Genomic DNA, 22330 nt, shown 5'->3' with positions numbered 1-22330 from the left:
CCTCGTGTTGGGCGGGTTGATGGCGGTGGGCGCCTTGGCGACGCGCCCGGGCATTCTGGCGCTCGCGCTCTGCCTTGCGGCGGGCTTCGCCCTCGCCGCCGCCTGGCTGGCCGGCGTTGCGCGCCTCGATGCCGCACTGCGCCGCGCCGCGGAGGAGCAGGGCCCCTTCAGCGCACCCCTGCCCACGCCGCGCCTGCCCGCGCTGGGCGAGATCGAGGAGGGTCTCGCGCGCCTCACCCGCTCGCTTCAGGCCCGGGCTGAACTCGTGGGTCAATTGCGAGCGGCCGACCAGCAGATCGTCGAGGCGCTGCCCGATCCGCTGATCGTCCTGGCCGGGGACCGCACGCCGCTGCGCGCCAACCACGCGGCCCGGCGCCTCTTCGGCCTGGTGGGGGAGGGGCTCTCCCGCGGTGATCTCGGTGCCCTGCTGCGCCACCCGGTGATGGCGACGGCGCTGGACCGCTGCCTCGCCGAGGGCACGCCACAGGCGGTGGAGCTTGCCCTGCCCGGTGCCGTCACGCGCGACCTCTCGGGTCAGGTGATGCTCATGCAGCCGCCCCTGGCCGATGGCGGGCGGCTCGTCGTGATGCTGGCCGACCGCACGGCGGCGCGCGCGGTGGAGCGCATGCGCGCCGACTTCATCACCAATGCGAGCCACGAACTCCGCACGCCGCTCGCCAGCGTCATGGGCTTCATCGAGACGCTGCGTGGCCCGGCGCGCGATGACCCCGAGGCGCAGCAGCGCTTCCTTGCCATCATGGCCGAGCAGTCGGAGCGGATGCGCCGCCTGATCGATGACCTGCTGGGCCTCTCCCGCGTCGAGATGAGCGAGCACCAGCCGCCTTCCGAAACGGCCGACCTCGGGGACCTGTTGCGCGCCGAAGTGGCGGCGATGGAGCCGCTCTATGCCGCACGCGGCATCCGCCTTGTGCTCGCCCTGCCCGAGGGCCCGCTGACCGCCAGCCCCGCCGATGCCGACCAGCTGGGCCAGGTGGCGCGCAACCTGCTCGACAATGCGTTGCGCCATGCGCGCGCCGAGGTGCGGCTCTCGGCCGAAACCGCGCTGCAGGGCGGGCGCGACGGCGTTGCCTTCAGCGTCCAGGATGACGGGCCGGGGGTGGCGCGCGAGCATATCCCCCGCCTGACCGAGCGCTTTTACCGCGTCGACAAGGCGCGCGCGCGCGGCGCCGGCAATACCGGCCTCGGCCTCGCCATCGTGAAGCACATCCTGACGCGCCATCGCGGGCAGCTGGCCATCGAGAGCGAGCTCGGCGCGGGTGCCACCTTCCGTGTCTGGGTGCCGGGGGGATGAGCCTGGTCGTCGCGGTGGAAACCCCGCGTCAGGCGGAAGTAGCGGCGCTCCTTGCCCTCTCCGATTCGATCGCACAGGTTCTCTACCCTGGCGAACCACGCCGTGCGCTGAACCCGGAGACGCTGGACGCGCCTGGCATCCACCTCCTTGTGGCGCGGCGGGAGGGTGCGGCCGTCGGGTGCTGCGCGGTCCTCGCGGGAGGCGATGGAACGGCCGAGCTGAAGCGGATGGTGGTGATGCCGGCGGATCGGCGGCAGGGCGTGGGCCAAGCGCTGCTGCAGGCCGCGGAGGCGCTGGTGCGAGCCCAAGGTGCCATGCGGCTGCGGCTCGAGGTCGGCATCCGCAACAGCGCGGGGGAGGCGCTTTACCGCCGCGCGGGTTTCACCGATTGCGCGCCCTTCGGTGCTTATCGCGCCTCGCCCATCAGCCGCTTTCTGGAGAAGCGGCTGTAGCCGTCACTCCACCGGCACGCCCTCCAGCGTGTGGCTGCCCGCGCGGTAGCGATGGGTGGAGGCGCCGAAGGCGATCAGGTTGCCGGCCTCATCCTTCACCTCGCCGCGCGCGAAGAAGATGTTGCGCCCGGCACTCACCAGCCGCCCTTCCGCGATCAGCACCGCGCCGAGCTTGCCCTGCCCGGTGAAGCGCGTGTCGAGGTCGAGCGTGACCGCATGGCGCTTGCGGCCCGGGGTCGGGCAATAGAGGCCCGCGAAGGCATTGGCCTGGTCCAGCAGCGCCAGCATCACGCCGCCATGCACGATGCCGGAGCGATTCGCGTGCTGCGGTCCCGGCGTGCAGACGAGGCGGGCCAGGCCCTCCTCCCAATGCTGCATCTCGATGCCAAGCAGGCCGTGGAAGGGTGAGAGCGCCTGGGCGCGGATATGTTCGGGCAGATGATCCATGGCGGGACCATGCCCGCCCGCTCAGGTGATGGAAAGCTCCTGCAGCGCGGCCTCGGTCTCGGCGAAGCTCGGCATGAGGAAGGATGGCGCGACCTTCCGCCCGGTCTCGACCGAGACCTGCGGCGCATTGCCGTGCAGATGCGCGACGAGTACGGCGCGGATCACCTCATAATAGGCGGCCTCCTCCTCGACGATGGCCTTCAGCCGCGAGGCGCAGGGCCCCATGATGCCATAGGCCAGGAAGATGCCGAGAAAGGTGCCGACCAGCGCGCCGCCGATCATGCCGCCGAGCACCGAAGGCGGGCTGTCGATCGAGGCCATGGTCTTGATGACGCCCAGCACGGCGGCGACGATGCCGAGCGCCGGCAGCGCATCGGCGGTGCTCTGCATGGCGTGGGAGGGATGCATTTCCTCCTCCTTCAGCTTCTTCAGCTCGCGCGCCATGCTGTCCTCGATCTGGTGCGGGTCATCGGCGTTCATGCCGATCATGCGCAGGTAGTCGCAGATCAGGTCCGTCGCGTGGTGATCCTTCTGGATCTTGGGGAACTTGCTGAAGGCGGGGCTTTCATCGGGCTTCTCGATATGCGGCTCCAGCGCCATGGCGCCCTTGGTCTGCGCGAGCCGCACGAAATAGTAGAGCAGCGAAAGCAGCTCGGTGTAGTCGGCTTTCTTGAAGCGCGGCCCCTTCAGGATTTTGCCGAACCCGCCCAGCGTGTGCTTCACGTCATGCATGGAATTGGCCATGAGGAAGGTGCCGAGCGCGGCGCCGCCGATCATCATCATCTCGAAGGGCAGCGCCTTCAGGATGATGCCGAACTTGCCGCCGGCGAGCATGTAGCCGCCGAACACCATCACCATCACGACGACCAGGCCGAGGATCGTGTTCATCGGCCCGTTCCTTGGCTGGGATGCTCCGCCTGGCGCAGCAGGGTGATGGCGACGCGGCGATTGCCGGCGGCCTGGGGTTGTTCGGGCAAGAGCGGCTCACGGTCGGCCATGCCGGTGACACCACGGATTCGGGTCTCCGCGACGCCCGCCTCGCTCAGCATGCGGCGAGTGGCATTCGCCCGCTCGGCCGAGAGATCCCAGTTGCTGCGCGCGCCGCCGCGGAAGGGCGTGCTGTCGGTATGGCCGGTGACCTGGACCGGGTTGGGCAGGCGGGCGGCGGCCTGGGCGACGCGCTGGATCATCTGCCGCGCGCGCTCCGTCGGCGCGGCGCCGCCGCTCGCGAACATCGGCTGGCCATCGGCCTCGAGCAGCTGGACGCGCAGCCCCTCGGGCGTGATCTCGACCAGCACCTGGCGGGCGAGATCGGCCAGGGCGGGGTCGGCGAGGAAGGTCTGGCGCAGCGCGTCGGCCATCTCCTCGAAGCGTTCCTGCTCGGCGCGCGCCGCCTCCAGCCGCCGGGCGGCCTCGCCCGTCAGGGGCGGCGGGGGCGGCCTTGTGTCCGCGGGCTCGGCGCTCGCCTCATGGGTCGAATCGGGGCGCGGGGCGCTGACCGAATCCACGCGGCTCGCGCGGCTGTCCTCCTCGCCGGGCGGGCCGGGGACGCGGCGCGTCGGCTCGGCCGGGCGGTCGTTGTCGTCCTCCTCCAGCTCCTGCTCCACGGGGCGTGGTCCGCGCTCCAGGCGGATCGCGCCCGTATCGGCCGTCATGTTGCCGGCGCTGTGCGGTGTCATGCCGCCGAAGGGCTGGCCAGACCCCGTGGTGCCGGAGGCGAGGGCATTGGTCGGGTTAAAGAAATCGGCGATGCCGCGGCGTTGTTCCTCGGTGGTGGCGTTGAGCAGCCACATCAGCAGGAAGAAGGCCATCATGGCCGTCACGAAATCCGCATAGGCGACCTTCCAGGCACCGCCATGATGCCCATGGCCGCCCTCCTCGATCCGCTTGATGACGGTGACCCCGCCATCCCCCTTGCCACGCTTGGCCAAGCCGCACCCCATCAGCGGCGTTCTGCCGCGGCAGCACTCTGCCCACGGCGGGTTAACCGAGGGCTAAGGCCGGGAAGACGGGTGGCGTAATCTGGTGAAGCTTGAAGTGAACGGCCCGCCTGCTGCAACGCGGCAGAGAAATTCCAAGTTGCGGGCTTGCCACGGCGCGCGCGGCAGCCTAGTCCGCCCCGCACGATCATGGTAACCGGCCTCGCGGAGCCTGACCGATGGCTCCAGGGGGAATCCCGGCTGGGCCCATGGGACGGATTCCACGGGACCGCTGGCAGCAGGAGAACAGGGTAATGAGCGAGACCGCCGAAAAGGTTAAGAAGATCGTCGTCGAGCATCTGGGCGTCGAAGAGGCCAAGGTGACGGCCGAGGCTTCGTTCATTGACGATCTCGGCGCCGACAGCCTCGACACGGTCGAGCTGGTCATGGCCTTCGAGGAAGCCTTCGGGGTGGAAATCCCGGACGACGCGGCCGAGAAGATTCAGACCGTCAAGGACGCGATCGAGTTCATCGAGAAGCAGCAGGCCTCGGCCTGACCTGCCGCGCCTGACGCCTCGACAGGGATAGGAACGCCACGTGTTCGCGCAGGGTCATGCGCCGCGCCGCGTCGTCGTTACCGGCATGGGAATCGCGAGCCCGCTCGGGCTCGGGATCGACAATGTCTGGAAGCGGCTGATCAACGGCGAAAGCGGCATCTCCAACATCCAGTCCTTCGACGTGAAGGATCTGCCCGCGCGCATCGCCGGCCAGATTCCCGCGGGCGTGAGGGCGGACGGCCGGCTTGACCTTGCCGAGTGGATCCCCGTCAAGGATCAGAAGAAGATGGATCGCTTCATCCAGCTCGCCCTCGTGGCGGCGGTGGAAGCGATCGAGGACTCCGGCTGGATGCCCGAGGATGAGGCCGGGCGTTGCGCGACAGGCGTGATGATCGGCTCCGGCATCGGTGGCCTGGGCACGATCCAGGAGGCGGCGGCGCTGGTCGCGGCCGGCCGCACGCGGCGCCTCTCGCCCTTCTTCATTCCCTCCGCGCTGGTGAACCTTGCCTCCGGCCACGTCTCGATCCGCTACGGTTTCAAGGGCCCGAACCACTCGGCCGTGACCGCCTGCGCCACGGGCGTGCACGCCATCGGCGATGCCGCGCGCCTCATCGCGCTGGGCGATGCCGATGTGATGGTGGCCGGCGGCGCCGAGGCCGCGATCTGCGAACTCGGCATCGGCGGCTTCTGCGCGGCCCGCGCCCTCTCGACCAGTTTCAACGACACGCCGACCGCCGCCTCCCGCCCCTGGGACAAGGACCGTGACGGCTTCGTGATGGGCGAGGGCGCCGGCGTCCTCGTGCTCGAGGAATACGAGCACGCCAAGGCGCGCGGTGCGACCATCCATGCCGAGGTGATCGGCTATGGCATGAGCGGCGACGCCTACCACATCACGTCCCCCGCCGAGGATGGCGATGGCGGCTTCCGTGCCATGAAGGCCGCGCTGCGCGATGCCGGGCTCACCCCGGGCGATGTGCATTATGTGAACGCCCACGGCACCAGCACGCCGCTCGGCGACGACATCGAGCTTTCCGCCGTCGAGCGCCTCTTCGGCGAGAGCGCCAAGGGCGTGGCCATGTCGTCGACCAAGTCCGCCACCGGCCATCTGCTTGGTGCCGCGGGTGCGGTGGAGGCGATCTTCTCCATCCTCGCCATCCGTGACAACGTGGCACCGCCCACGCTGAACCTCGAAAATCCCTCGCGCGAGAGCCCGATCGATCGCGTGGCCAAAGTGGCGCAAGAGCGCAAGATCGACGTGGCACTGTCCAACAGCTTCGGCTTCGGCGGCACCAACGCTTCGGTCATCTTCCGGGGCGCACCCTAAGCGCCGATGCCCCGCCTTCTGAAGCTGGCCGGCGCCGGGCTCTTGGCCCTGGCCCTGCTGGCAGGCGGTGCCTTCTGGTTCGCGGTGCAGCGAATCGCCGCGCCCGGCCCCCTGAGCGATGCCACCAACCTCGTGATTCCCCGCGGTGGCACCGAGAGCATTGCCGCCGTGCTGCGAGAGGCCGGCGTCATCGCCGACGCGCGCCTCTTTGCCTTCGCGGCCTGGCGCAGCCGCGAGGCCGGGCCGCTGCGCGCCGCCGAGTTCACTTTCCCCGCCCGCGCCTCGATCCGGGACGTGCTCGCCATTCTGCGTGAGGGGCGGCCGGTGCAGCGCCGCCTGACCATCCCTGAGGGGCTCACCGCGCGGCAGATCATGGCCCTGCTGGAGCGCACCGACGGGCTGACGGGCGATGTGCCGGCGCTGGCGGAAGGCGCGGCCCTGCCCGAGACCTATGCCTTCACCTGGGGCGACAGCCGGGCCTCCGTCGCGCGCCGTGCCGTGGCGGCGATGGACGCCGCGCTGGCCGAGGCCTGGGCCGGGCGGGCCCCCAACCTGCCGCTCGCCAATGCGCGCGAGGCGTTGATCCTGGCCTCCATCATCGAGCGCGAGACCGGCGTGGCGGGCGAGCGGGCGCTGGTGGCGGGCGTCTTCGTGAACCGCCTGCGGCGCGGGATGATGCTGCAATCCGACCCCACGGTGGCCTATGTGCCGGGGCAGGGCCTGCCGCTCGACCGGCCGCTGACGCGGGCGGATCTCGACCAGCCCCACCCCTTCAACACCTATCGCATCCGGGGGCTTCCGCCGGGCCCCATCGCCTCGCCGGGGCGGGAGGCGCTGCGCGCCGCGACCCGCCCGGCCGAGACGGAGTTCCTGTTCTTCGTCGCCGATGGCACGGGCGGGCACGCCTTCGCCCGCACGCTGGAGGAGCACAATCGCAACGTCGCGCGCTGGCGCGCCTTGCGATAAGCGGCGCGCTACCGCAGCCGATCGCGCCATGCCCCCGCGGCTGCGCCGAGGATGGCGCCAGCCAGCACCGGCCAGGGCTGCCCCAGCCCCAGGCCATGCGAAGCGGTGACGGCGGCCAGTGCCGCCACAGCCCAGGGAAAGATCTCGCCCGCGCCGCGCCAGAGCGGAACCATCAGCGCCACCAGCGTGGCCACGCTGGCGAAGAAGATCGGGTGACCCGGTGGCAGGGCGATCAGGGCGGAAAAGGCATGGCCGAGACCGGTCATGCTCATCCAGAAGACCCAGAAGGTCAGGCCGACACCCAGCAGGAAGGCCGCATCCTTCCCGCCGGCCCGCTGGTCCGCGATGGACATGGCGAAGCTGTTGTCCACGAGGGTCGCCAGCGTGCCCCAGAGCTTCCAGCCCCGCAGCTTGTCGAGCCAGGGGGCCAGGGCCGCGCCCATCGGCGCCAGGCGGAGGTTGATGACGAAGGCCGCGAGTGTGGCGCCCAGGATGGGCGCGGGGTCGGCCCAGAGCTCCAGTGCCACAAGCTGGCTGGTGCCGGCGAAGACCAGGGCGGACATGAGCATGGTCTCGAGCAGGGAGAGCCCCCGCGCATCGGCCAGCACACCCACGATCAGGCCGAAGGGCGCCATGGCCGGCACCATGGGCAGCGAGAGGCGCACCCCGCGCCAGAACCCATGGCGGGTGAAGACGACGCGGCTGCCGCTCATCGGCGGGCCGCCAGCAGGGTCTCGGCCTCGGCGCGGGGGGTGGCCAGCGCGCGGCGTGCCACCTCTCCGCTGAAACCGGCTCGCGCAAGGCTGGCGAGCCACTTGCGGCGGGTCTCGGGTTCGGGCGTGGCGGCGGCGAAGGGGCCGAAGCGGCGCTTGCGGCAGAGGATGAGGGCGGCCGCGAATTCGCCCGGCATATCCTCCTGCGCCAGTGCGGCGCGGGCGGTCTCGCGCGCCACCCCCTTGGCCGCGAGATGGGCGAGGGCTGCCCGCGCCGAGCGGCCGGAGCCCTGCAGCCGCCGCGCACGAGCCTGGGCGAAGAGCGTGTCATCCACCGCGCCGACCTGCACGAGTCTTGCCGCGATGGCGGCTGCCTGCGCCTGTGCCGTGGCGGCCGCAGCGGCGATGGCCTCGGCGTCCTGCCCCTCGGCTGCCGCTTCGCGTGCCCAGCGGCGGATGCGGTTGCCCAGCACCCGGCGCAACCCGGCCTCGGTGGTGGCGAAGCGGGCGAGATGGGCGAGCGCAGCCTCGCGCAGGGCGGTTTCGGTGATCTTGGGCATCGGGGACTAACGCGTGGCAGCGCCCGACGAAGAAATCCAGCCCCGCCGTTCGAGAATCCGGACGAATGGCGGCTGGCGCCGCCCGCCTGACCTGCTGGCCCGGCGCAGCAGCGGCCCGGCGTCAGCGGGCATCAGATCACGAAGTGCAGAGGTTCCGTCACCGGCCGGCGCAGACCCGCGGCCGCAGCGCGCTTCAAAAGATCCTCCAGCGTCATCGCCTTGAGGCGCTTGGCTGTGGCCGCCTCCATCTCCTGCCAGAGGGGCGCGGTCACCAGCGCGGCCAGCTTCCCGGGGGGCTCCGGGGGCGGCTCATCCTCGGTGACGGCGGCGATGATCTCGATCAGCGGCACCTCGCGTGGTGCGCGGGCCATGCGGTAGCCCCCGCGCGGGCCGCGTAGTGAATCGAGCAAGCCTGCCCGCACCAGCGATTGCAGCAACGGCTCGATGCCGCGCCGCGCGGCGCCCAGGCGCTCGGCGATCTCGGCCGCGCCGGTCACCTCGCCCCCGCGGCCGGCGTGGAAGGCGATGTCGAGCGCAATGTCGAGGGCGAGGAGCCCACGATCCTGGCGCAGCAGCATGTTCCTAAATTCTCCCGCGTTCAGGCGTAGAATATCGCCAAATGGCCGAAAATCCAGCCATCAGCCGGTCATGCGCCGGTTTTTTTGTGGTATCGCCCTCGCATGGACGCCGAATCGCCCCCGACCCGCCATCGCCTCCGCGCCAGCATTCTCGACACCGTCGGCGACACGCCGTCCGTTCTCCTGCCCCGGTTGATGGCGGCTGAGGGGCTGAAGGCGCGGCTTGCGCTCAAGCTCGAATTTTTCAACCCGGCCGGCTCGGTGAAGGACCGAATCGGCCTCGCCATGATCGAGGCGGCCGAGGCGGCTGGCGAGATCGCGCCCGAACGCTCGGTCATCGTTGAACCCACTTCAGGCAATACCGGCATCGCGCTGGCCTTCGTGGCCGCGGCCAAGGGTTATCGCCTGATCGTGGTGATGCCCGACGGCGCCTCGATCGAGCGGCGCAGGATGCTGAAGCTGCTGGGCGCCGAACTGGAACTCACGCCCGCCAAGCGTGGCATGGCGGGCGCCATCTCCCGCGCGGAGGAGATCGTCGCCAAGACGCGCGGCGCCTGGATGGCCCGGCAATTCGACAATGGCGCGAACCCGGACATCCATGCCCGCACCACCGCGGAGGAGATCTGGCGGGACACGGCGGGCGAGGTGGATGTGGTGATGGGCGGCATCGGCACCGGCGGCACGCTGACCGGCATTGCCCGCACGCTGAAGCCCCGCAAGCCGGGGCTGCGCGTCATCGGCATCGAGCCCGCGGAGAGCGCGGTGCTGAACGGGGATGAGCCCGGGCCCCACCGCATCCAGGGCATCGGAGCCGGCTTCTGCCCCGGCGTGCTGGAGCTTTCGAACCTGGACGGCGTGGAGCGCGTGGCCGAGCGCGAGGCCTTCGCCGCAGCCCGCCAGGTGGCGCGGCTGGATGGCGTGCCGGTCGGCATTTCCTCCGGCGCCGTTCTGCACGCCATGATCCGCCTGGCGCGGGAGCCCGGGATGGAAGGCAAGCTCATCCTCGGCATCGCCGCCTCCTTCGCCGAGCGCTACCTCTCCACAGAGCTGTTCGAGGGGCTTTAGTCGGTAGCGAAACGCCCCCGGCGCTGTTATCCTGGGCACTCCCCCCGGCGTTTCCCGTGCCTGCCCCCGAAGGCCCGGTCCCTGTGGCGCGTCCCTTTGCCGAGGCTCCGATGAGTGATTCCACTGCCGGCTTCAGCCGCTTCGCCTCGCCTGCCGTCAAGCAGGCGATCGGGCGGCGGGTGAATGAGATCCTTGGCATCCTGCTGGGCTTTGCGGGCCTCGCCCTGCTGGTCGCCGTCGGCACCTATCACCCGGGCGACCCCTCGCTTTCCACGGCAACGAGCGGGCCCACGCGCAATCTGGCCGGCCCCCTGGGCGCGCTGGTGTCGGACGTGCTGTGGCAGGCCTTCGGCTGGGCCGCCTATCTGCCGGGCGCTGTCCTGCTGGGCTGGGCACTGCGCATGATCACGCAGCTCGGCGTCAGCCTGCTGCCGGCGCGCATCGTGGCCCTGATGATCGCGGCCCCCATGCTGGCCGCGCTCTTCGCCCTGCTGCCAGGCACCGATGCCGGCGTGGCCGGCCCCTTGCTCTCCGATGCGCTGCTGCGCGGGCTGGAGGGTGCCTTCGGCCCGCTCGGGCGGCTGACGGCGCAACTCGTCACCGGCGGCCTTGCGGCGATCTTCATCTATCTCGCCTTCGGTGCCTCGCCGAGCGACTGGCGCCGCGCCGCGCGCGTGACAGCCGATGCTGCGCTCGCCACGGCCGACACCGCCGCCCGCGGCATGGGCGAGGCCGCGGTCTATGGCGCGCGCAAGCGCCACCTGCTGGTGCGCCCCTTCGTGGCGCTCGGCGGGATGTTCCGCCGCAAGCCGCGCCCCGCTCCTGCGGCCGACCTGATGGATGTGCTGAAGGAGGCAGACCGCGCCGCCGCCGCACCGCATGTCGCCCCCTATGTGGAACCGCCCGCCGCCACCCCCATGGAGCGCCCGAAGCTGCGCCAGGAGCCGGAGGTGCGCCCCGCGCCGCGCAGCACGCCGCGCGTCGCTCCTACGGCGAAGCCCAAGGCGCCGCCCGAACAGGCCACGCTCGACCTGCCGGTGGAAGGCTGGCGCACGCCGCCGCTCGACCTCCTCTCGCCCACGCCGCCCCGCGTGGCCGGCGGCCCGAGCCCCGAGGCGCTGCAGGCCAATGCCCGCATGCTGGAGCAGGTGCTGAGCGATTACGGCGTGAGCGGCGCCATCACCGAGATCCGCCCCGGCCCCGTCGTCACCCTCTATGAGCTGGAGCCCGCGCCGGGCACCAAATCCTCGCGCGTCATCGGCCTCGCCGACGACATCGCGCGCAGCATGTCGGTGGTCTCGGTGCGCATCGCGACCGTCCCGGGCCGCAGCGTCATGGGCATCGAGATGCCCAATGTGAAGCGCGAGACGGTCTGGCTGCGCGAGATGCTGACCAGCGAGGAATACCAGCGCGCCGGTGCTTCGCTGCCGTTGATCCTGGGCAAGAATATCGGCGGCACGCCCATCATCGCCGACCTCGCGCGCATGCCGCATCTGCTGATCGCGGGCACCACCGGTTCGGGCAAGTCGGTCGGCATCAACACCTTCATCCTTTCGCTGCTCTACAGGCACAGCCCGGCCGAGTGCCGCTTCATCATGATCGACCCGAAGATGCTGGAGCTTTCGGTCTATGACCGCATCCCGCATCTGCTGGCGCCCGTGGTGACCGAACCGCCCAAGGCGATCGGCGCGCTGAAATGGACCGTGCGCGAGATGGAGCGCCGCTATCGCGCGATGAGCCAGATCGGCGTGCGCAACATCACCGGCTATAACGAGAAGGTCTCGGCCGCCTTGGCCCGCGGCGAGGTGCTGACGCGCAAGGTGCAGACCGGCTTCGACCCGGAGACGAACAAGCCCGTCTTCGAGGAACAGGCGCTGTCGCTGCAGAAGCTGCCCATGATCGTCGTCGTCATCGACGAGATGGCGGACCTGATGATCGTGGCCGGCAAGGAGATCGAGGCGGCGGTGCAGCGCCTGGCGCAGATGGCGCGTGCGGCGGGCATCCACGTCATCATGGCGACGCAGCGGCCCTCGGTGGACGTCATCACCGGCACCATCAAGGCGAATTTCCCGACGCGCATCAGCTTCCAGGTGACGAGCAAGATCGACAGCCGCACCATCCTGGGCGAGCAGGGTGCCGAGCAGCTTCTCGGCCAGGGCGACATGCTCTTCCTGCCCGGCGGCGGGCGGATGACGCGCGTGCACGGCCCCTTCGTGGCCGATGCCGAGGTGGAGCGCATCACCGACTGGCTGCGCGAGCAGGGCGAGCCGGATTACGTGGAAGAGGTGACCGAGGTGGAGGAGGATGGCGAGGTCGGCCTCTCCGGCATCGCGGCCGCGTCCGACGCCGACAAGTCGCTGTTTGATCAGGCGGTGGATGTGGTGGCGCGCGAGGGCAAGGCGAGCACCAGCTTCATCCAGCGCCACCTGAACATCGGCTACAACCGCGCCGCCAAGCTCATCGAGCAGATGGAGAAGGAGGGGATCGTCAGCCCCGCCAACCATGTGGGCAAGCGCGAGATCCTGGTGCGACGGACGAACAACGACGACTGAGGCTGATCGCCTTTGGTGAAGTCACCAAAGGCGTGAATCAGCCTCGGGCAAAAGCTCAGGCGGCGAAGCGCGCCGCCCGGCCCGTCTCGAAGTAGCGGCGCCGAAAATCCTCGATGGTGCGGATCAGCCCGGCCTCCAGCGGGATGCGCGGCTCCCACCCCAATGCGGCGCGCGCCTTGGTGATGTCGGGCTGGCGCTGCCGGGGGTCATCCGCGGGCAGGTCACGGAATTCGATACGCGAGGCGGAGCCGGTCAGGCGCAGCACCTCCTCGGCCAGGTGCCGGATGGTGAACTCGCCAGGATTGCCGAGGTTCATCGGGCCGGTCCCCGCGCTGGCGGTTTCCATGAAGCCGACCATCCCCTCCACCAGGTCATCCACGTAGCAGAAGGCGCGACTCTGCCCGCCATCGCCATAGAGCGTGATGGGCTCGCCCCGCAGCGCCTGCATGATGAAGTTGGAGACGACGCGCCCGTCATTGGGGTGCATGCGCGGCCCATAGGTGTTGAAGATGCGCACCACCTTGATCGGCACCTTGTGCTGGCGGTGGTAGTCGAAGAAGAGCGTCTCGGCGCAGCGCTTGCCCTCATCATAGCAGGCGCGGGGGCCGATCATGTTGACGTTGCCACGGTAATCCTCGGGCTGTGGGTGGACCGTCGGGTCGCCATAGACCTCGCTGGTCGAGGCCTGGAGGATGGGCACGCGCAGCCGCTTGGCGAGGCCCAGCATGTTGATGGCGCCAATGACGCTGGTCTTCGTCGTCTGCACCGGGTCGAACTGGTAATGCACCGGTGAGGCCGGGCAGGCGAGGTTGTAGATCTCATCCACCTCCACATAGAGCGGGAAGGTGATGTCGTGCCGCAGCAGCTCGAAGAAGGGATCGTTCAGCAGATGCGCGATGTTCTCGCGCGAACCGGTGAAGAAATTGTCCACGCAGAGCACATGACAATTCCGCGCCAGCAGCGTCTCGCAGAGATGCGTGCCGATGAACCCGGCGCCGCCGGTGACGAGGACGCGCTTTCTGTCACGACGCATGGCCTTCTGCCCCTCCGAGGATGGATCGCGCCGCCTGGCGCGCAGCCTGGAGGATCGGGCGAGAAGGTGAAGAAAGCCTGAAGCGTCAGGCCGGCTTGGTGATGGCGGTCAGCTCGGCATTGATGTCCCAGAGCACGGCGCGGATGTCGGTCGCACCGCGCGCCGTCACGCGCTGCGTGTGCATCGCCTGGTAGGCCAGCGCGTGTTCGCGCGTCGTGAAGGCATAGAGCCCGCCGGCGCGGCCGGCCGCCGCATCCTCGGTCCAGATCTTCCAGACCAGGCCCGGCGTATCCGCCGCGATGGAATGGGCGAGGGGGCGCAGCAGCGCGTTGCGCTCTGCCCCCGGCGCCGGATAGGGGGGCGGCGCCGTCGCGAAGTCCATCTGGAGAATGACGGTCGGGACGGCGCTCACCGGTGTCAGCCCTTGTAGGCCACGGTGCGCGTGACCTGCTCGCCCAGCCCCGCGATGCCGACCTTCACCTCCTGGCCCGCCTTGAGGAACCAGGGCGTCGGCTTCTTGCCGAGGCCCACACCGGGCGGCGTGCCGGTGAAGATCACGTCGCCCGGGAAGAGCGTGATGCACTGGCTGACATAGCTCACCAGCTGCTTCACGTTGAAGATCATGGTCTTGGTGCTGCCATCCTGCTGGCGCACGCCGTCCACATCGGCCCACATCTTCAAATCCTGCGGGTCGGGCACCTCATCCTTCGTGACCATCCAGGGTCCCAGCGGGCCGAAGGTCTCGAAGCCCTTGCCCTTGTCCCAGGTCGGGCCGCGCTCGGCCTGCCATTCGCGCTCGCTCACATCATTGCCGACGGCATAGCCGGCGACGTGATCCATCGCGGCCTCTTCCGTCACGTAGCGGGCGGTGGTGCCGATGACGACGCAGAGCTCGCACTCCCAGTCCGTCTTCACCGAGTTCTTGGGGATGATGATGTCGTCGTAAGGGCCGTTCAGCGCGCCGAGCGACTTGATGAAGACGATCGGCTCCTTCGGCACGGCCGCACCCGTCTCGGCCGCGTGGTCGGCGTAGTTCAGGCCGATGCAGATCAGGTTCTTCATGCCGGTGACGCAGGCGCCGATGCGCGGCGAGCCGGTGACGGCCGGCAGCGTCGCCGGGTCGATCTTCGCGAGCTTGGCCAGCACGCCGGGCGCCAGCGCATCGCCATTCACGTCGGGGATGACGCCCGAAAGGTCGCGGATGGTGCCGGCGGCATCGAGCATGCCGGGCTTTTCCTGGCCCTTGGGGCCGTAGCGGAGCAGTTTCATGGGGTGTTTCCTCCTGAATCGGGCGGCGGGAGATTGCCCGCAAAAATCATCGGCGCGAAGGGTGCCGGCTCAGTGGAACACCCGGCCGGAATCGATCACCACGGTCTGCCCGGTCATGGTCTCCGTCCGGCACATGGTGACCACCATATCGGCGCAATCATCCTTGTCGGCCGCCTTGCCCAGCAACGCGCCGGCGGCCGAGCGCTCGATCTGCTCCGGCAGCAGATTGGCCGTGGCGCGCGTGCCCTCGAGCAGGCCGGGGGCCACGCAATTCACCAGCACTTGTGGTGCGAGGGCGACGGCCATGCACTTCGTCAGGTGGATCAGCCCCGCCTTGGAGACGGCGTAGGCGATGGACGACCCACTCGGCCCCAGCCCCGCGACGGACGAGATGTTCACGATGCGCCCGGAGCCTTGCGCCTTCATCACCGGGGCGACGGCCTTGGTCAGGCGCATGGGGCCGGTGAGATTCACGGCCATGATCTTCTCCCAGACATCCTCGGTCAGGTTGTCCAGGTCGGGGAAGGGGATCGCCTTGTTGAAGGCGGCGTCATTCACCAGGATGTCGAGGCGCCCGAAGCGCGCCGTCACGGCCGTTACCAGCGCCTGCACCGCCGCAGGGTCGGTGATGTCGCAGCCGAAGGCGGTGGCGTTCACCTGATGGCGGGCCGTGATGTCGCGCGCCACGCCCTCGGCCTGCTCGCGGCTTTGCGCATACATGATGGCGAGGTGCACGCCCTCCCGCGCCAGCGCCTCGCAGATCCGTTGGCCGAGGCCGCCATTGCCCCCGGTGACCAGCGCCACCTTGCCCCTGAGTTCCATGCTGTTCCCTCCGTGCTGTGGCCAGGAGAGTGCGGCGCAATCCGCCCGGCCGTCCAGCGGGGCTCAGGGGCCGCTGATGCCCGCCCGCCGCAGCACCTCGGCCATGCGCGGGATTTCGGTGGCGATCAGGGCGGCGAATTCCTGCGGCGTGTTGGCGACCAGAGAGGCACCCAGCCCATCCAGCCGCGCGCGCATGGCGGGCGCGGCAAAGGCCACCGCCACATCGGCATGGATGCGGGCGACGACCGGTGCGGGCGTCGCGGCCGGCGCCAGCAGCCCGAACCAGGCGCTGGCGTCGAAGCCGGGCAGCCCGTGCTCGGCGAGGCTCGTCACATCGGGGAAGGCGGCGAGCCGCCCGGGGGAGGAGAGGCCGAGTGCGCGCAGACGCCCCTCCGTCACCATCGGGCCCGCGACGACGGCCGGCAGGAAGGCGAATTCCAGCCGCCCCGCCATCACGTCCTGCATCACCGCGGGCAGGCTCGGATAGCCCACGCCGTTCAGGGTGAGCCCCGTCATCTGCGCCAGCAGTTCCGAGGCGATCTGGACGGATGTGCCCGGCCCCGCATGGCCGTCGTTGAAGCCGCCCCGTGCCGCCCGTGCGGCCGCCAGGAATTGCGCCAGGTCACGCGGCGCGGCGCTGGCCCGCACCACCACCGCCGCATCGCCTGACATCGCCAGCGTGTGCCCATCGGCGGGGGCGCGCACCATGCGCTCCACGCCGATGCCGCCGCTGGCGCCGGGCAGGTTCTGCACCACCACGGGCTGCCCCCAGCGCTCGCTCAGCACGGGGGCCAGCAGGCGCGTGATCACATCGGCTGCGTTGCCGGGCGCGAAGGGGATGATGATGGTGACGGCCCGGTCCGGCCAGGCGCGCGCGGCGGGCGGCAGCGCCATGCCGAGGAGCAGGAGAAGCAGGATACGGCGGATCATGGGCGTTCCCCGGAGGAGAGACGGGGAGAGCCTGACGCCCGCACCCAACCGGGACAGCGGGCGCGTTCGTTACATATCAGTAAAGATTGGCCTTCAGCCGTGCCGGTGCCGCCTGATCATACTCCGCCGGGTCGATCCCGCCCTTCTTATGGGCCGCGATGAGCTGCCCCATGGTCGGCACCTCGGTCGGGCGCGGCCGCCCGGCCCAGAGGCCAGAGCGCATGAAGGCCTTGGCGCATTGCATGAAGATCTCCCGCACCTCGACGACCAGCACCGTGGTCGGCGTCTTGCCCTGGGCGACGCAGCGGGCGCGGAGCGCCGGGTCGGTCGAGATGGTGGCAAGCCCATGCAGGCGCAGCGTCTCGTTCACGCCGGGCACGAGAAAAAGCAGGGAGACGCGGTTGTCCTCCAGGATGTCGCGCAGCCCGTCCAGGCGGTTATTGCCCTTGCGGTCGGGCAGCATGACGCGGCGGTCGTCCAGCACCTCCACGAAGCCCGGCGCATCGCCGCGCGGCGTGATATGATTGCCGCGGGAGCCCTGTGTGCCCAGGAGGCAGAACGGCGAGGCCGCGATGAAGGCGCGCGTCGGCGCATCCAGCCGGTCGGTGGATTTCGAGGCGGCGACGGGCGTCACCTCGTCATAAAGGGCGCGGAGCTGGTCGAGGGAGGTGACGGCGTGCGGGTCCATGCCCGCATGGTGGCGAAACCTTGCGCCGGGCGCTATACCCCCGGCTTCAACCGATTTCTGAAGTTCACCATGGCTGGGCATTCACAGTTCAAGAACATCATGCACCGCAAGGGCGGGCAGGACGCCAAGCGCGCCCGCGCCTTCGCGAAGATCAGCCGCGAGATCACGGTGGCGGCCAAGCAGGGCCTGCCCGACCCGGCGCACAACCCGCGCCTGCGCGCGGCGCTGGTGGCCGCGCGCCTCGCCAACATGACGAAGGATGTGGTGGACCGCGCCATCAAGAAGGCCCAGGGCGTCGGCTCGGGCGAGGATTACGTCGAGGTCCGCTACGAGGGGCGCGGCCCCGGCGGGGTCGCCATCATCGTCGAGGCACTGACCGACAATCGCAACCGCACCGCGAGCGACCTGCGCTCCATGTTCGGCAAGGCCGGCGGTGCGATGGGCGAGACGGTCGCTTTTCAGTTCGACCGCGTGGGCGCGCTGCGCTTCGGCGCGAACGTCGCGGATGCCGACACCATGCTGGAAGCCGCCATCGAGGCCGGCGCGCAGGATGTGAGCAGCACGGCCGATGGTCATGAGGTGCTGACCCTGCCGGAAGACCTCAACACCGTGCGTGACGCGCTGGAGAGCCGCTTCGGCGAGCCCCAGGCCGCGCGCCTGGAGTGGAAGCCCAACCTGACCGTCGAGCTGGAGGAAGAGGCCGCGGCCAGTGTCCTGAAGTTCATCGACGCGCTGGACGACCATGACGACGTTCAGCAGGTCTATGCCAATTTCGAGGTGAGCGACGCCGTGATGGCGAAGCTCTCGGGTTGATGTGATCGGCGGCGTTCGCATTCTCGGGATCGACCCTGGTCTGACCCATACGGGCTGGGGGGTGATCGAGAGCGCGGGCTCGCATCTGCGTTTCGTCGCGGCAGGCGCCATCAGCACGGGCACGGTGGATGACCTGCCGGCGCGGCTTGTGCAGATCCACAACGCGCTCTCGCACCTGATCGGCGAGTGGCGGCCGGATGAGGCGGCCGTCGAGCACACCTATGTGAACAAGAACCCCGCCGCCGCGCTCAAGCTCGGCCAGGCGCGCGGTGTCGCGCTGCTGGCCCCGGCCATGGCGGGGCTGCCGGTCGCGGAATACCAGGCGATGGAGGTGAAGCGCGCCGTCGTCGGCACCGGCCATGCCGACAAGATCCAGGTGCAGGACATGGTGAAGCGCCTGCTGCCGGGTGCCGTGCTGAAGCGCGCCGATGCGGCGGATGCGCTGGCGATCGCCATCTGCCACGCGCATCACCGCGGGACGCGCAACCTGATGGCGAGGCTCGCACAAGCATGATGGCCGCCGATTCAGCCCTCCGGCGCATGCGCGCCTCCGGCCATCGGAGGGCGGCATGATCGGGATGTTGCGCGGCATCGTGGACAGCGTCGCCGATGGCGCCTGCGTGCTGGATGTGAACGGCGTGGGCTATCTCGTGGCGTGCTCCCGCAAGACGCTGGACCGGCTGACGGCGCGCGAGGGCGTGCAGAAGCTGCTGGTCGAGACGCGCGTCAGCCAGGACGCCATCACCCTCTACGGCTTCCTCGACGCGGCCGAGCGCGAGGCCTTCCGCGCCCTGATCGAGGTGAAGACGGTGGGCCCGCAAAAGGCGCTGCTGGTGCTCTCCGGCCTCTCGCCCGAGCAGCTGGCCCGCGTCATCGCCGCCAAGGAGCGCAAGAAGCTGGCCGAGGTGAAGGGCCTGGGTGCGGCCACCGCCAATCGCGTGATCGACGAGCCGGCGATGCAGAAATGGGCCGTGGGCCGCGCCACGCCGGAGGAGGATGGCGGCGGCGTGACCCTCGCCCCCGTCGCGCCCGAAAGCCCCGAGGCCGATGCGGTGAGCGCCCTTTTGAACCTCGGCCTGAAGCGCCCGGAGGCCGAGCGCGCCGTGGCGCGCGCCAAGGCGCAGCTGCCTGCCGGCTTCGACCTCAACGCGCTGATCACCGCCGCACTGCGGGAATCCGCCCGCCATGTCTGAACGCCTGACCGGCCGCGAGCGCCAGGAGGAGGATGCGGGGGAAGCGAGCCTCCGCCCGCAACTCCTCTCCGAATTCACCGGCCAGAAGCTGCTGCGCGAGAATCTCTCGGTCTTCATCCAGGCCGCCTCCGCGCGGGGCGAGGCGCTGGACCATGTGCTGCTGCACGGGCCCCCGGGCCTGGGCAAGACCACGCTCGCGCAGATCGTGGCGCGCGAGATGGGCGTGGGCTTCCGCGCCACCTCCGGCCCGGTGCTGCAACGCGCGGGCGACCTCGCGGCCATCCTCACCAATCTGCAGCCGCGCGACGTGCTCTTCGTGGATGAGATCCACCGCCTGCAGCCCGCCATCGAGGAAACCCTCTATCCGGCGATGGAGGATTTCCAGCTCGACCTCATCATCGGCGAGGGGCCGGCCGCGCGCACCGTGCGCATCGACCTTCCGCCCTTCACCCTGGTGGGGGCGACCACGCGCTCCGGCCTGCTGAGCACGCCCCTGCGGGACCGCTTCGGCATTCCGCTCCGCCTCAACCTCTACACGCCGGATGAGCTTTTCCGCATTGTCCGGCGCGGCGCGGAGAAGCTGGCCTTCGCCCTTTCCGAGGATGGCGCGCGGGAGATCGCCAACCGCTCGCGCGGTACGCCCCGCATCGCCGGCCGGCTGCTGCGCCGTGTGCGGGACTTCGCCGTGGTGGAGGGCCGCGTGGCCGATCGCGCCATGGCGAACCTGGCGCTGGAACGGCTGGAGGTGGACGCGAAGGGCCTGGACGCGATGGACCGCCGCTACCTCCGCCGCATCGCCGAGCACCACAATGGCGGCCCCGTCGGCGTCGAGACGCTCGCCGCCGCCCTCTCGGAAAGCCGGGACACGCTGGAGGATGTGGTGGAGCCCTTCCTGATCCAGGAAGGTCTGGTCCTGCGCACGCCCCGCGGCCGCATGCTGGGCGAGGCCGGCTGGCGGCATCTGGGCCTCACGCCGCCCGCCGGCAGCACCACGCAGCCGGACCTGCTGGACGGTCCAGCATGACAAAGAGTTACGAGCACCGCCACGCCATCCGCGTCTATTTCGAGGACACGGATGCCGGCGGCGTCGTCTATCACGCCAATTACCTGCGCTGGGCTGAGCGTGCCCGCACCGAAGCCCTGCGCGACATGGGACTCCCCCATTCCGAGATGCAGCGCCTGCACGGCTGCTTCCTGGTGGTGCGCCGCGCCGCCGTGGAGTATGCACGCCCGGCGCGGCTTGATGACGAGGTGGTGGTCGCCACCCGGATTCGCCGCGCGGCCGCAAGCCTGCTGCTGGAGCAGCGGGTCTTTCGGGGGGAGGAGACATTGGCTGTCATCGAGGTGACGCTCGCCTGCGTGGATGCGGCGAGCCTGGCCCCGCGGCGGCTGCCCGAACCCTGGCTGGGCGCGCTGCGCGCCCGGATCGCAACCGAAGCTTCGTCCTGACCCGGAGGCATCGCCCCTTGAAGACCATCCTCGCCGCGGCCATCGCCCTCCCGCTCCTGGCGCTCGGCCTGCCCGCCCTGGCCCAGGGCGTCTCCTCCGCGCCGCTGGCCGCCCCCGCGCATGACCTCTCGCTGATGGGGCTGTTCCTCCAGGCCGACTGGGTGGTGAAGGCGGTGATGATCGCCCTGCTGCTGGCCAGCGTCTATGTCTGGGCCATCGCCTTCGAGAAGTTCACCGCGCTGAAGCGCGCCAAGCGCGAGGCGGACGACTTCGAGGACCGCTTCTGGCGCGGCGGCAGCCTGGACGAGCTGTATCGCGCCCAGGGCGACAATCCCGCCCACCCCATGGCCTCGGTCTTCGTCGTCGGCATGCGCGAATGGCATGCGTCCACGGCCGCCGGCACGGGCGCCATGATGGTCGCCGGCACGCGCGAGCGCGTGGAGCGCGCCATGGCCGTGACGATCCAGCGCGAGATGGAGCGGCTGGAGAAGCGCATGACCTTCCTCGCCTCCACCGGTTCGGCCGCGCCCTTCGTCGGCCTCTTCGGCACGGTCTGGGGCATCATGAACAGCTTCGCCGCGATCGCGGGCATGCAGAACACGAGCCTGGCGGTCGTGGCGCCCGGCATCGCCGAGGCGCTCTTCGCCACCGCGATCGGCCTCGTCGCCGCCATCCCGGCGGTGCTGATCTACAACATGCTGGCCTCGCAGATGGGCAAGTTCGCTGGCCGCATGGAGGGCTTCGCCTCCGAATTCGGCGCCATCCTGGCCCGCCAGACCGAAGCGGCGGCGGCCAACGCGCCCCGCGCCGCGGCGGCGGAATAAGCCCATGGCCGGCCCCCTCATGAAGCGCGGCGCGGGCGCCCGCTACCGCCCGATGGCCGAGATCAACGTGACGCCCTTCGTGGACGTCATGCTGGTGCTGCTGATCATCTTCATGGTGGCCGCGCCGATGATGACCACCGGCGTGCCGGTGGACCTGCCCCGCACCACCGCCCAGCCGCTGAACCAGGAGCAGGAGCCGCTGACCATCAGCGTGGACCCGCAGGGCCGCATCTTCCTGCAGGAGACGGAGGTGCCGCTGGAGGGCCTCGTCGCGCAGCTCCAGGCCATTGCCCGCAACCAGCCGGCCGGCACCGCCGCCGGCAGCGCGCAGGAGCGGCGGATTTTCGTCCGTGGCGACCGCGCCATCAGCTATGGCCGCGTGATGGAGGTGATGGGCACGATCAGTGCCGGCGGCTTCACCCGCGTGGCACTCCTGGCTGAGCAGGCCAACCCGACGGCGCGCCCCCCCGCGCCGGCGGCCGGCGCGCGCCCCAACACTCCCGCCAACCCCCCGGCGCGAGGCCAGGCCCCGCGCTGAGCCATGAGCCGTATTCCCTCGCTCGCGGCGCAAAGGCCCCTGGGGCCGGGGCGCCGTCAGCGCCCCGGGCGCTGAGCCATGGATGACGGGCGTTTCCGCCTCTGGGTCGGCATCTCCTTCGGGGTGCACCTGCTGGTGCTCGTGCTGATCCTGTTCGAGCTGGCGCCCAAGCGCCTGCCCGAGCCGACGGAACAGGCCTTCGCGGTGGAATTCGCCCCGGCGCAGCAGGCCCAGGGCGACACGCCCGCGCCGCGCCCGGCGCCGCCCACGCCCGTGCCCGCGCCGCCCACGCCGACGCCCGAGCCGCCGGAGCCGCCGCGCAACGC

26 protein-coding genes and 1 pseudogene are annotated in these 22330 nt (G+C 70.4%); 15 read left to right on the top strand and 12 right to left on the bottom strand.

All coding sequences use genetic code 11. From position 1 onward, the window contains the following. The first annotated feature begins 25 nt into the window (after window positions 1–25). Complete coding sequence (locus KTR66_RS13585) at window positions 26–1312, top strand: ATP-binding protein (protein ID WP_371819130.1); 1287 nt, start codon at window positions 26–28, stop codon at window positions 1310–1312. Beyond that, window positions 1309–1764: a GNAT family N-acetyltransferase gene (locus KTR66_RS13580; RefSeq protein WP_213613224.1), complete on the top strand. Its 456-nt coding sequence runs from the start codon at window positions 1309–1311 to the stop codon at window positions 1762–1764. The genes KTR66_RS13585 and KTR66_RS13580 overlap by 4 nt, the downstream gene beginning before the upstream one ends. A 3-nt stretch (window positions 1765–1767) precedes the next feature. Here the strand turns inward: KTR66_RS13580 and KTR66_RS13575 are convergent, their stop codons facing one another. From KTR66_RS13575 to KTR66_RS13565, 3 genes are read right to left on the bottom strand one after another with little or no spacing between them, the layout of a single operon-like run. After that, window positions 1768–2211 carry a PaaI family thioesterase gene (locus KTR66_RS13575; protein ID WP_213613222.1) on the bottom strand — a complete coding sequence of 148 codons (444 nt, stop codon included), beginning with the start codon at window positions 2209–2211 and terminating at the stop codon, window positions 1768–1770. Between the two features lie 21 nt (window positions 2212–2232). Further along, complete coding sequence (gene motA, locus KTR66_RS13570) at window positions 2233–3099, bottom strand: flagellar motor stator protein MotA (protein WP_213613221.1); 867 nt, start codon at window positions 3097–3099, stop codon at window positions 2233–2235. Continuing rightward, complete coding sequence (locus KTR66_RS13565; protein ID WP_249732111.1) at window positions 3096–4142, bottom strand: flagellar motor protein MotB; 1047 nt, start codon at window positions 4140–4142, stop codon at window positions 3096–3098. Before KTR66_RS13565 ends, motA begins: the two co-directional genes overlap by 4 nt. Before the next feature lie 302 nt (window positions 4143–4444). Here KTR66_RS13565 and KTR66_RS13560 point away from each other — a divergent pair, with 302 nt between their 5' ends. Genes KTR66_RS13560 through mltG form a run of 3 tightly spaced genes read left to right on the top strand, consistent with a single transcriptional unit; the run spans window position 4445 to window position 6977 of the window. Then, window positions 4445–4687: an acyl carrier protein gene (locus KTR66_RS13560; protein WP_213613217.1), complete on the top strand. Its 243-nt coding sequence runs from the start codon at window positions 4445–4447 to the stop codon at window positions 4685–4687. 40 nt (window positions 4688–4727) lie between these two features. Beyond that, the gene (gene fabF / locus KTR66_RS13555) at window positions 4728–6011 is read left to right on the top strand and encodes a beta-ketoacyl-ACP synthase II (protein ID WP_371819122.1); all 1284 of its coding nucleotides are present in this window, start codon (window positions 4728–4730) and stop codon (window positions 6009–6011) included. Between the two features lie 6 nt (window positions 6012–6017). Further along, window positions 6018–6977 carry an endolytic transglycosylase MltG gene (gene mltG / locus KTR66_RS13550; protein WP_213613209.1) on the top strand — a complete coding sequence of 320 codons (960 nt, stop codon included), beginning with the start codon at window positions 6018–6020 and terminating at the stop codon, window positions 6975–6977. A gap of 8 nt (window positions 6978–6985) precedes the next feature. On the opposite strand, the gene KTR66_RS13545 is transcribed toward mltG, so the two are convergent. The 3 genes from KTR66_RS13545 to KTR66_RS13535 all read right to left on the bottom strand — a co-directional run bounded on the left by KTR66_RS13545 (window position 6986) and on the right by KTR66_RS13535 (window position 8828). Further along, entirely contained in the window at window positions 6986–7690 is a 705-nt protein-coding gene (locus tag KTR66_RS13545) for an AzlC family ABC transporter permease (RefSeq protein ID WP_213613207.1), read from the bottom strand. Further along, a complete protein-coding gene (locus tag KTR66_RS13540) occupies window positions 7687–8250 on the bottom strand; it encodes a regulatory protein RecX (protein ID WP_213613205.1) in 564 nt (187 codons plus the stop codon). The genes KTR66_RS13545 and KTR66_RS13540 overlap by 4 nt, the downstream gene beginning before the upstream one ends. Before the next feature lie 131 nt (window positions 8251–8381). Continuing rightward, entirely contained in the window at window positions 8382–8828 is a 447-nt protein-coding gene (locus KTR66_RS13535; RefSeq protein WP_213613203.1) for an Rrf2 family transcriptional regulator, read from the bottom strand. Window positions 8829–8930: 102 nt separating this feature from the next. Between KTR66_RS13535 and cysK the strand changes: the two genes are divergently transcribed. Together cysK and KTR66_RS13525 are read left to right on the top strand one after the other, a co-directional pair. Then, a complete protein-coding gene (gene cysK / locus KTR66_RS13530) occupies window positions 8931–9893 on the top strand; it encodes a cysteine synthase A (RefSeq protein WP_213613201.1) in 963 nt (320 codons plus the stop codon). Window positions 9894–10003: 110 nt separating this feature from the next. Continuing rightward, entirely contained in the window at window positions 10004–12445 is a 2442-nt protein-coding gene (locus tag KTR66_RS13525; protein ID WP_213613199.1) for a DNA translocase FtsK, read from the top strand. A 55-nt stretch (window positions 12446–12500) separates the two neighbouring features. On the opposite strand, the gene KTR66_RS13520 is transcribed toward KTR66_RS13525, so the two are convergent. The 6 genes from KTR66_RS13520 to KTR66_RS13495 all read right to left on the bottom strand — a co-directional run bounded on the left by KTR66_RS13520 (window position 12501) and on the right by KTR66_RS13495 (window position 17187). Then, window positions 12501–13478, bottom strand: coding sequence for a UDP-glucuronic acid decarboxylase family protein (locus KTR66_RS13520; protein ID WP_213613197.1), 978 nt, complete (start codon window positions 13476–13478; stop codon window positions 12501–12503). Window positions 13479–13563: 85 nt separating this feature from the next. Continuing rightward, complete coding sequence (locus KTR66_RS13515; RefSeq protein ID WP_371819121.1) at window positions 13564–13890, bottom strand: YdhR family protein; 327 nt, start codon at window positions 13888–13890, stop codon at window positions 13564–13566. Between the two features lie 5 nt (window positions 13891–13895). Next, the gene (locus KTR66_RS13510; protein ID WP_213613195.1) at window positions 13896–14747 is read right to left on the bottom strand and encodes a fumarylacetoacetate hydrolase family protein; all 852 of its coding nucleotides are present in this window, start codon (window positions 14745–14747) and stop codon (window positions 13896–13898) included. Between the two features lie 69 nt (window positions 14748–14816). Next, the gene (locus KTR66_RS13505; RefSeq protein ID WP_213613193.1) at window positions 14817–15569 is read right to left on the bottom strand and encodes an SDR family NAD(P)-dependent oxidoreductase; all 753 of its coding nucleotides are present in this window, start codon (window positions 15567–15569) and stop codon (window positions 14817–14819) included. A 63-nt stretch (window positions 15570–15632) separates the two neighbouring features. Then, window positions 15633–16499 (bottom strand): tripartite tricarboxylate transporter substrate binding protein, encoded by an 867-nt coding sequence (locus tag KTR66_RS13500; protein ID WP_213613191.1) that lies wholly within the window; start codon window positions 16497–16499, stop codon window positions 15633–15635. A 76-nt stretch (window positions 16500–16575) separates the two neighbouring features. Then, complete coding sequence (locus KTR66_RS13495) at window positions 16576–17187, bottom strand: pyridoxamine 5'-phosphate oxidase family protein (protein WP_213613189.1); 612 nt, start codon at window positions 17185–17187, stop codon at window positions 16576–16578. Between the two features lie 69 nt (window positions 17188–17256). Here KTR66_RS13495 and KTR66_RS13490 point away from each other — a divergent pair, with 69 nt between their 5' ends. From KTR66_RS13490 to KTR66_RS13455, 8 genes and pseudogenes are all read left to right on the top strand, one after another. Continuing rightward, window positions 17257–18000, top strand: coding sequence for a YebC/PmpR family DNA-binding transcriptional regulator (locus tag KTR66_RS13490; protein WP_213613187.1), 744 nt, complete (start codon window positions 17257–17259; stop codon window positions 17998–18000). 1 nt (window position 18001) lies between these two features. After that, window positions 18002–18514 (top strand): crossover junction endodeoxyribonuclease RuvC, encoded by a 513-nt coding sequence (gene ruvC / locus KTR66_RS13485; protein ID WP_371819120.1) that lies wholly within the window; start codon window positions 18002–18004, stop codon window positions 18512–18514. Between the two features lie 55 nt (window positions 18515–18569). Next, entirely contained in the window at window positions 18570–19193 is a 624-nt protein-coding gene (gene ruvA, locus KTR66_RS13480; RefSeq protein WP_213613185.1) for a Holliday junction branch migration protein RuvA, read from the top strand. Beyond that, window positions 19186–20217: a Holliday junction branch migration DNA helicase RuvB gene (gene ruvB / locus KTR66_RS13475; protein WP_213613183.1), complete on the top strand. Its 1032-nt coding sequence runs from the start codon at window positions 19186–19188 to the stop codon at window positions 20215–20217. Before ruvA ends, ruvB begins: the two co-directional genes overlap by 8 nt. Continuing rightward, window positions 20214–20642 carry a tol-pal system-associated acyl-CoA thioesterase gene (ybgC, locus tag KTR66_RS13470; RefSeq protein WP_213613181.1) on the top strand — a complete coding sequence of 143 codons (429 nt, stop codon included), beginning with the start codon at window positions 20214–20216 and terminating at the stop codon, window positions 20640–20642. Before ruvB ends, ybgC begins: the two co-directional genes overlap by 4 nt. A 77-nt stretch (window positions 20643–20719) precedes the next feature. Further along, on the top strand, window positions 20720–21466 hold the full coding sequence (gene tolQ / locus KTR66_RS13465; RefSeq protein WP_213613483.1) for a protein TolQ: 747 nt from the start codon (window positions 20720–20722) through the stop codon (window positions 21464–21466). Between the two features lie 4 nt (window positions 21467–21470). Further along, entirely contained in the window at window positions 21471–22004 is a 534-nt protein-coding gene (tolR, locus tag KTR66_RS13460; RefSeq protein WP_213613179.1) for a protein TolR, read from the top strand. Window positions 22005–22082: 78 nt separating this feature from the next. Beyond that, a pseudogene (locus KTR66_RS13455) lies at window positions 22083–22330 on the top strand (hypothetical protein); the annotation flags it as partial.

The organism is Roseococcus sp. SDR, assembly GCF_019083995.1.
GTDB lineage: Bacteria > Pseudomonadota > Alphaproteobacteria > Acetobacterales > Acetobacteraceae > Roseococcus.
The sequence above is the reverse complement of the archived record's forward strand: the minus strand, read 5'-3'. Positions and strand labels throughout refer to the sequence as shown.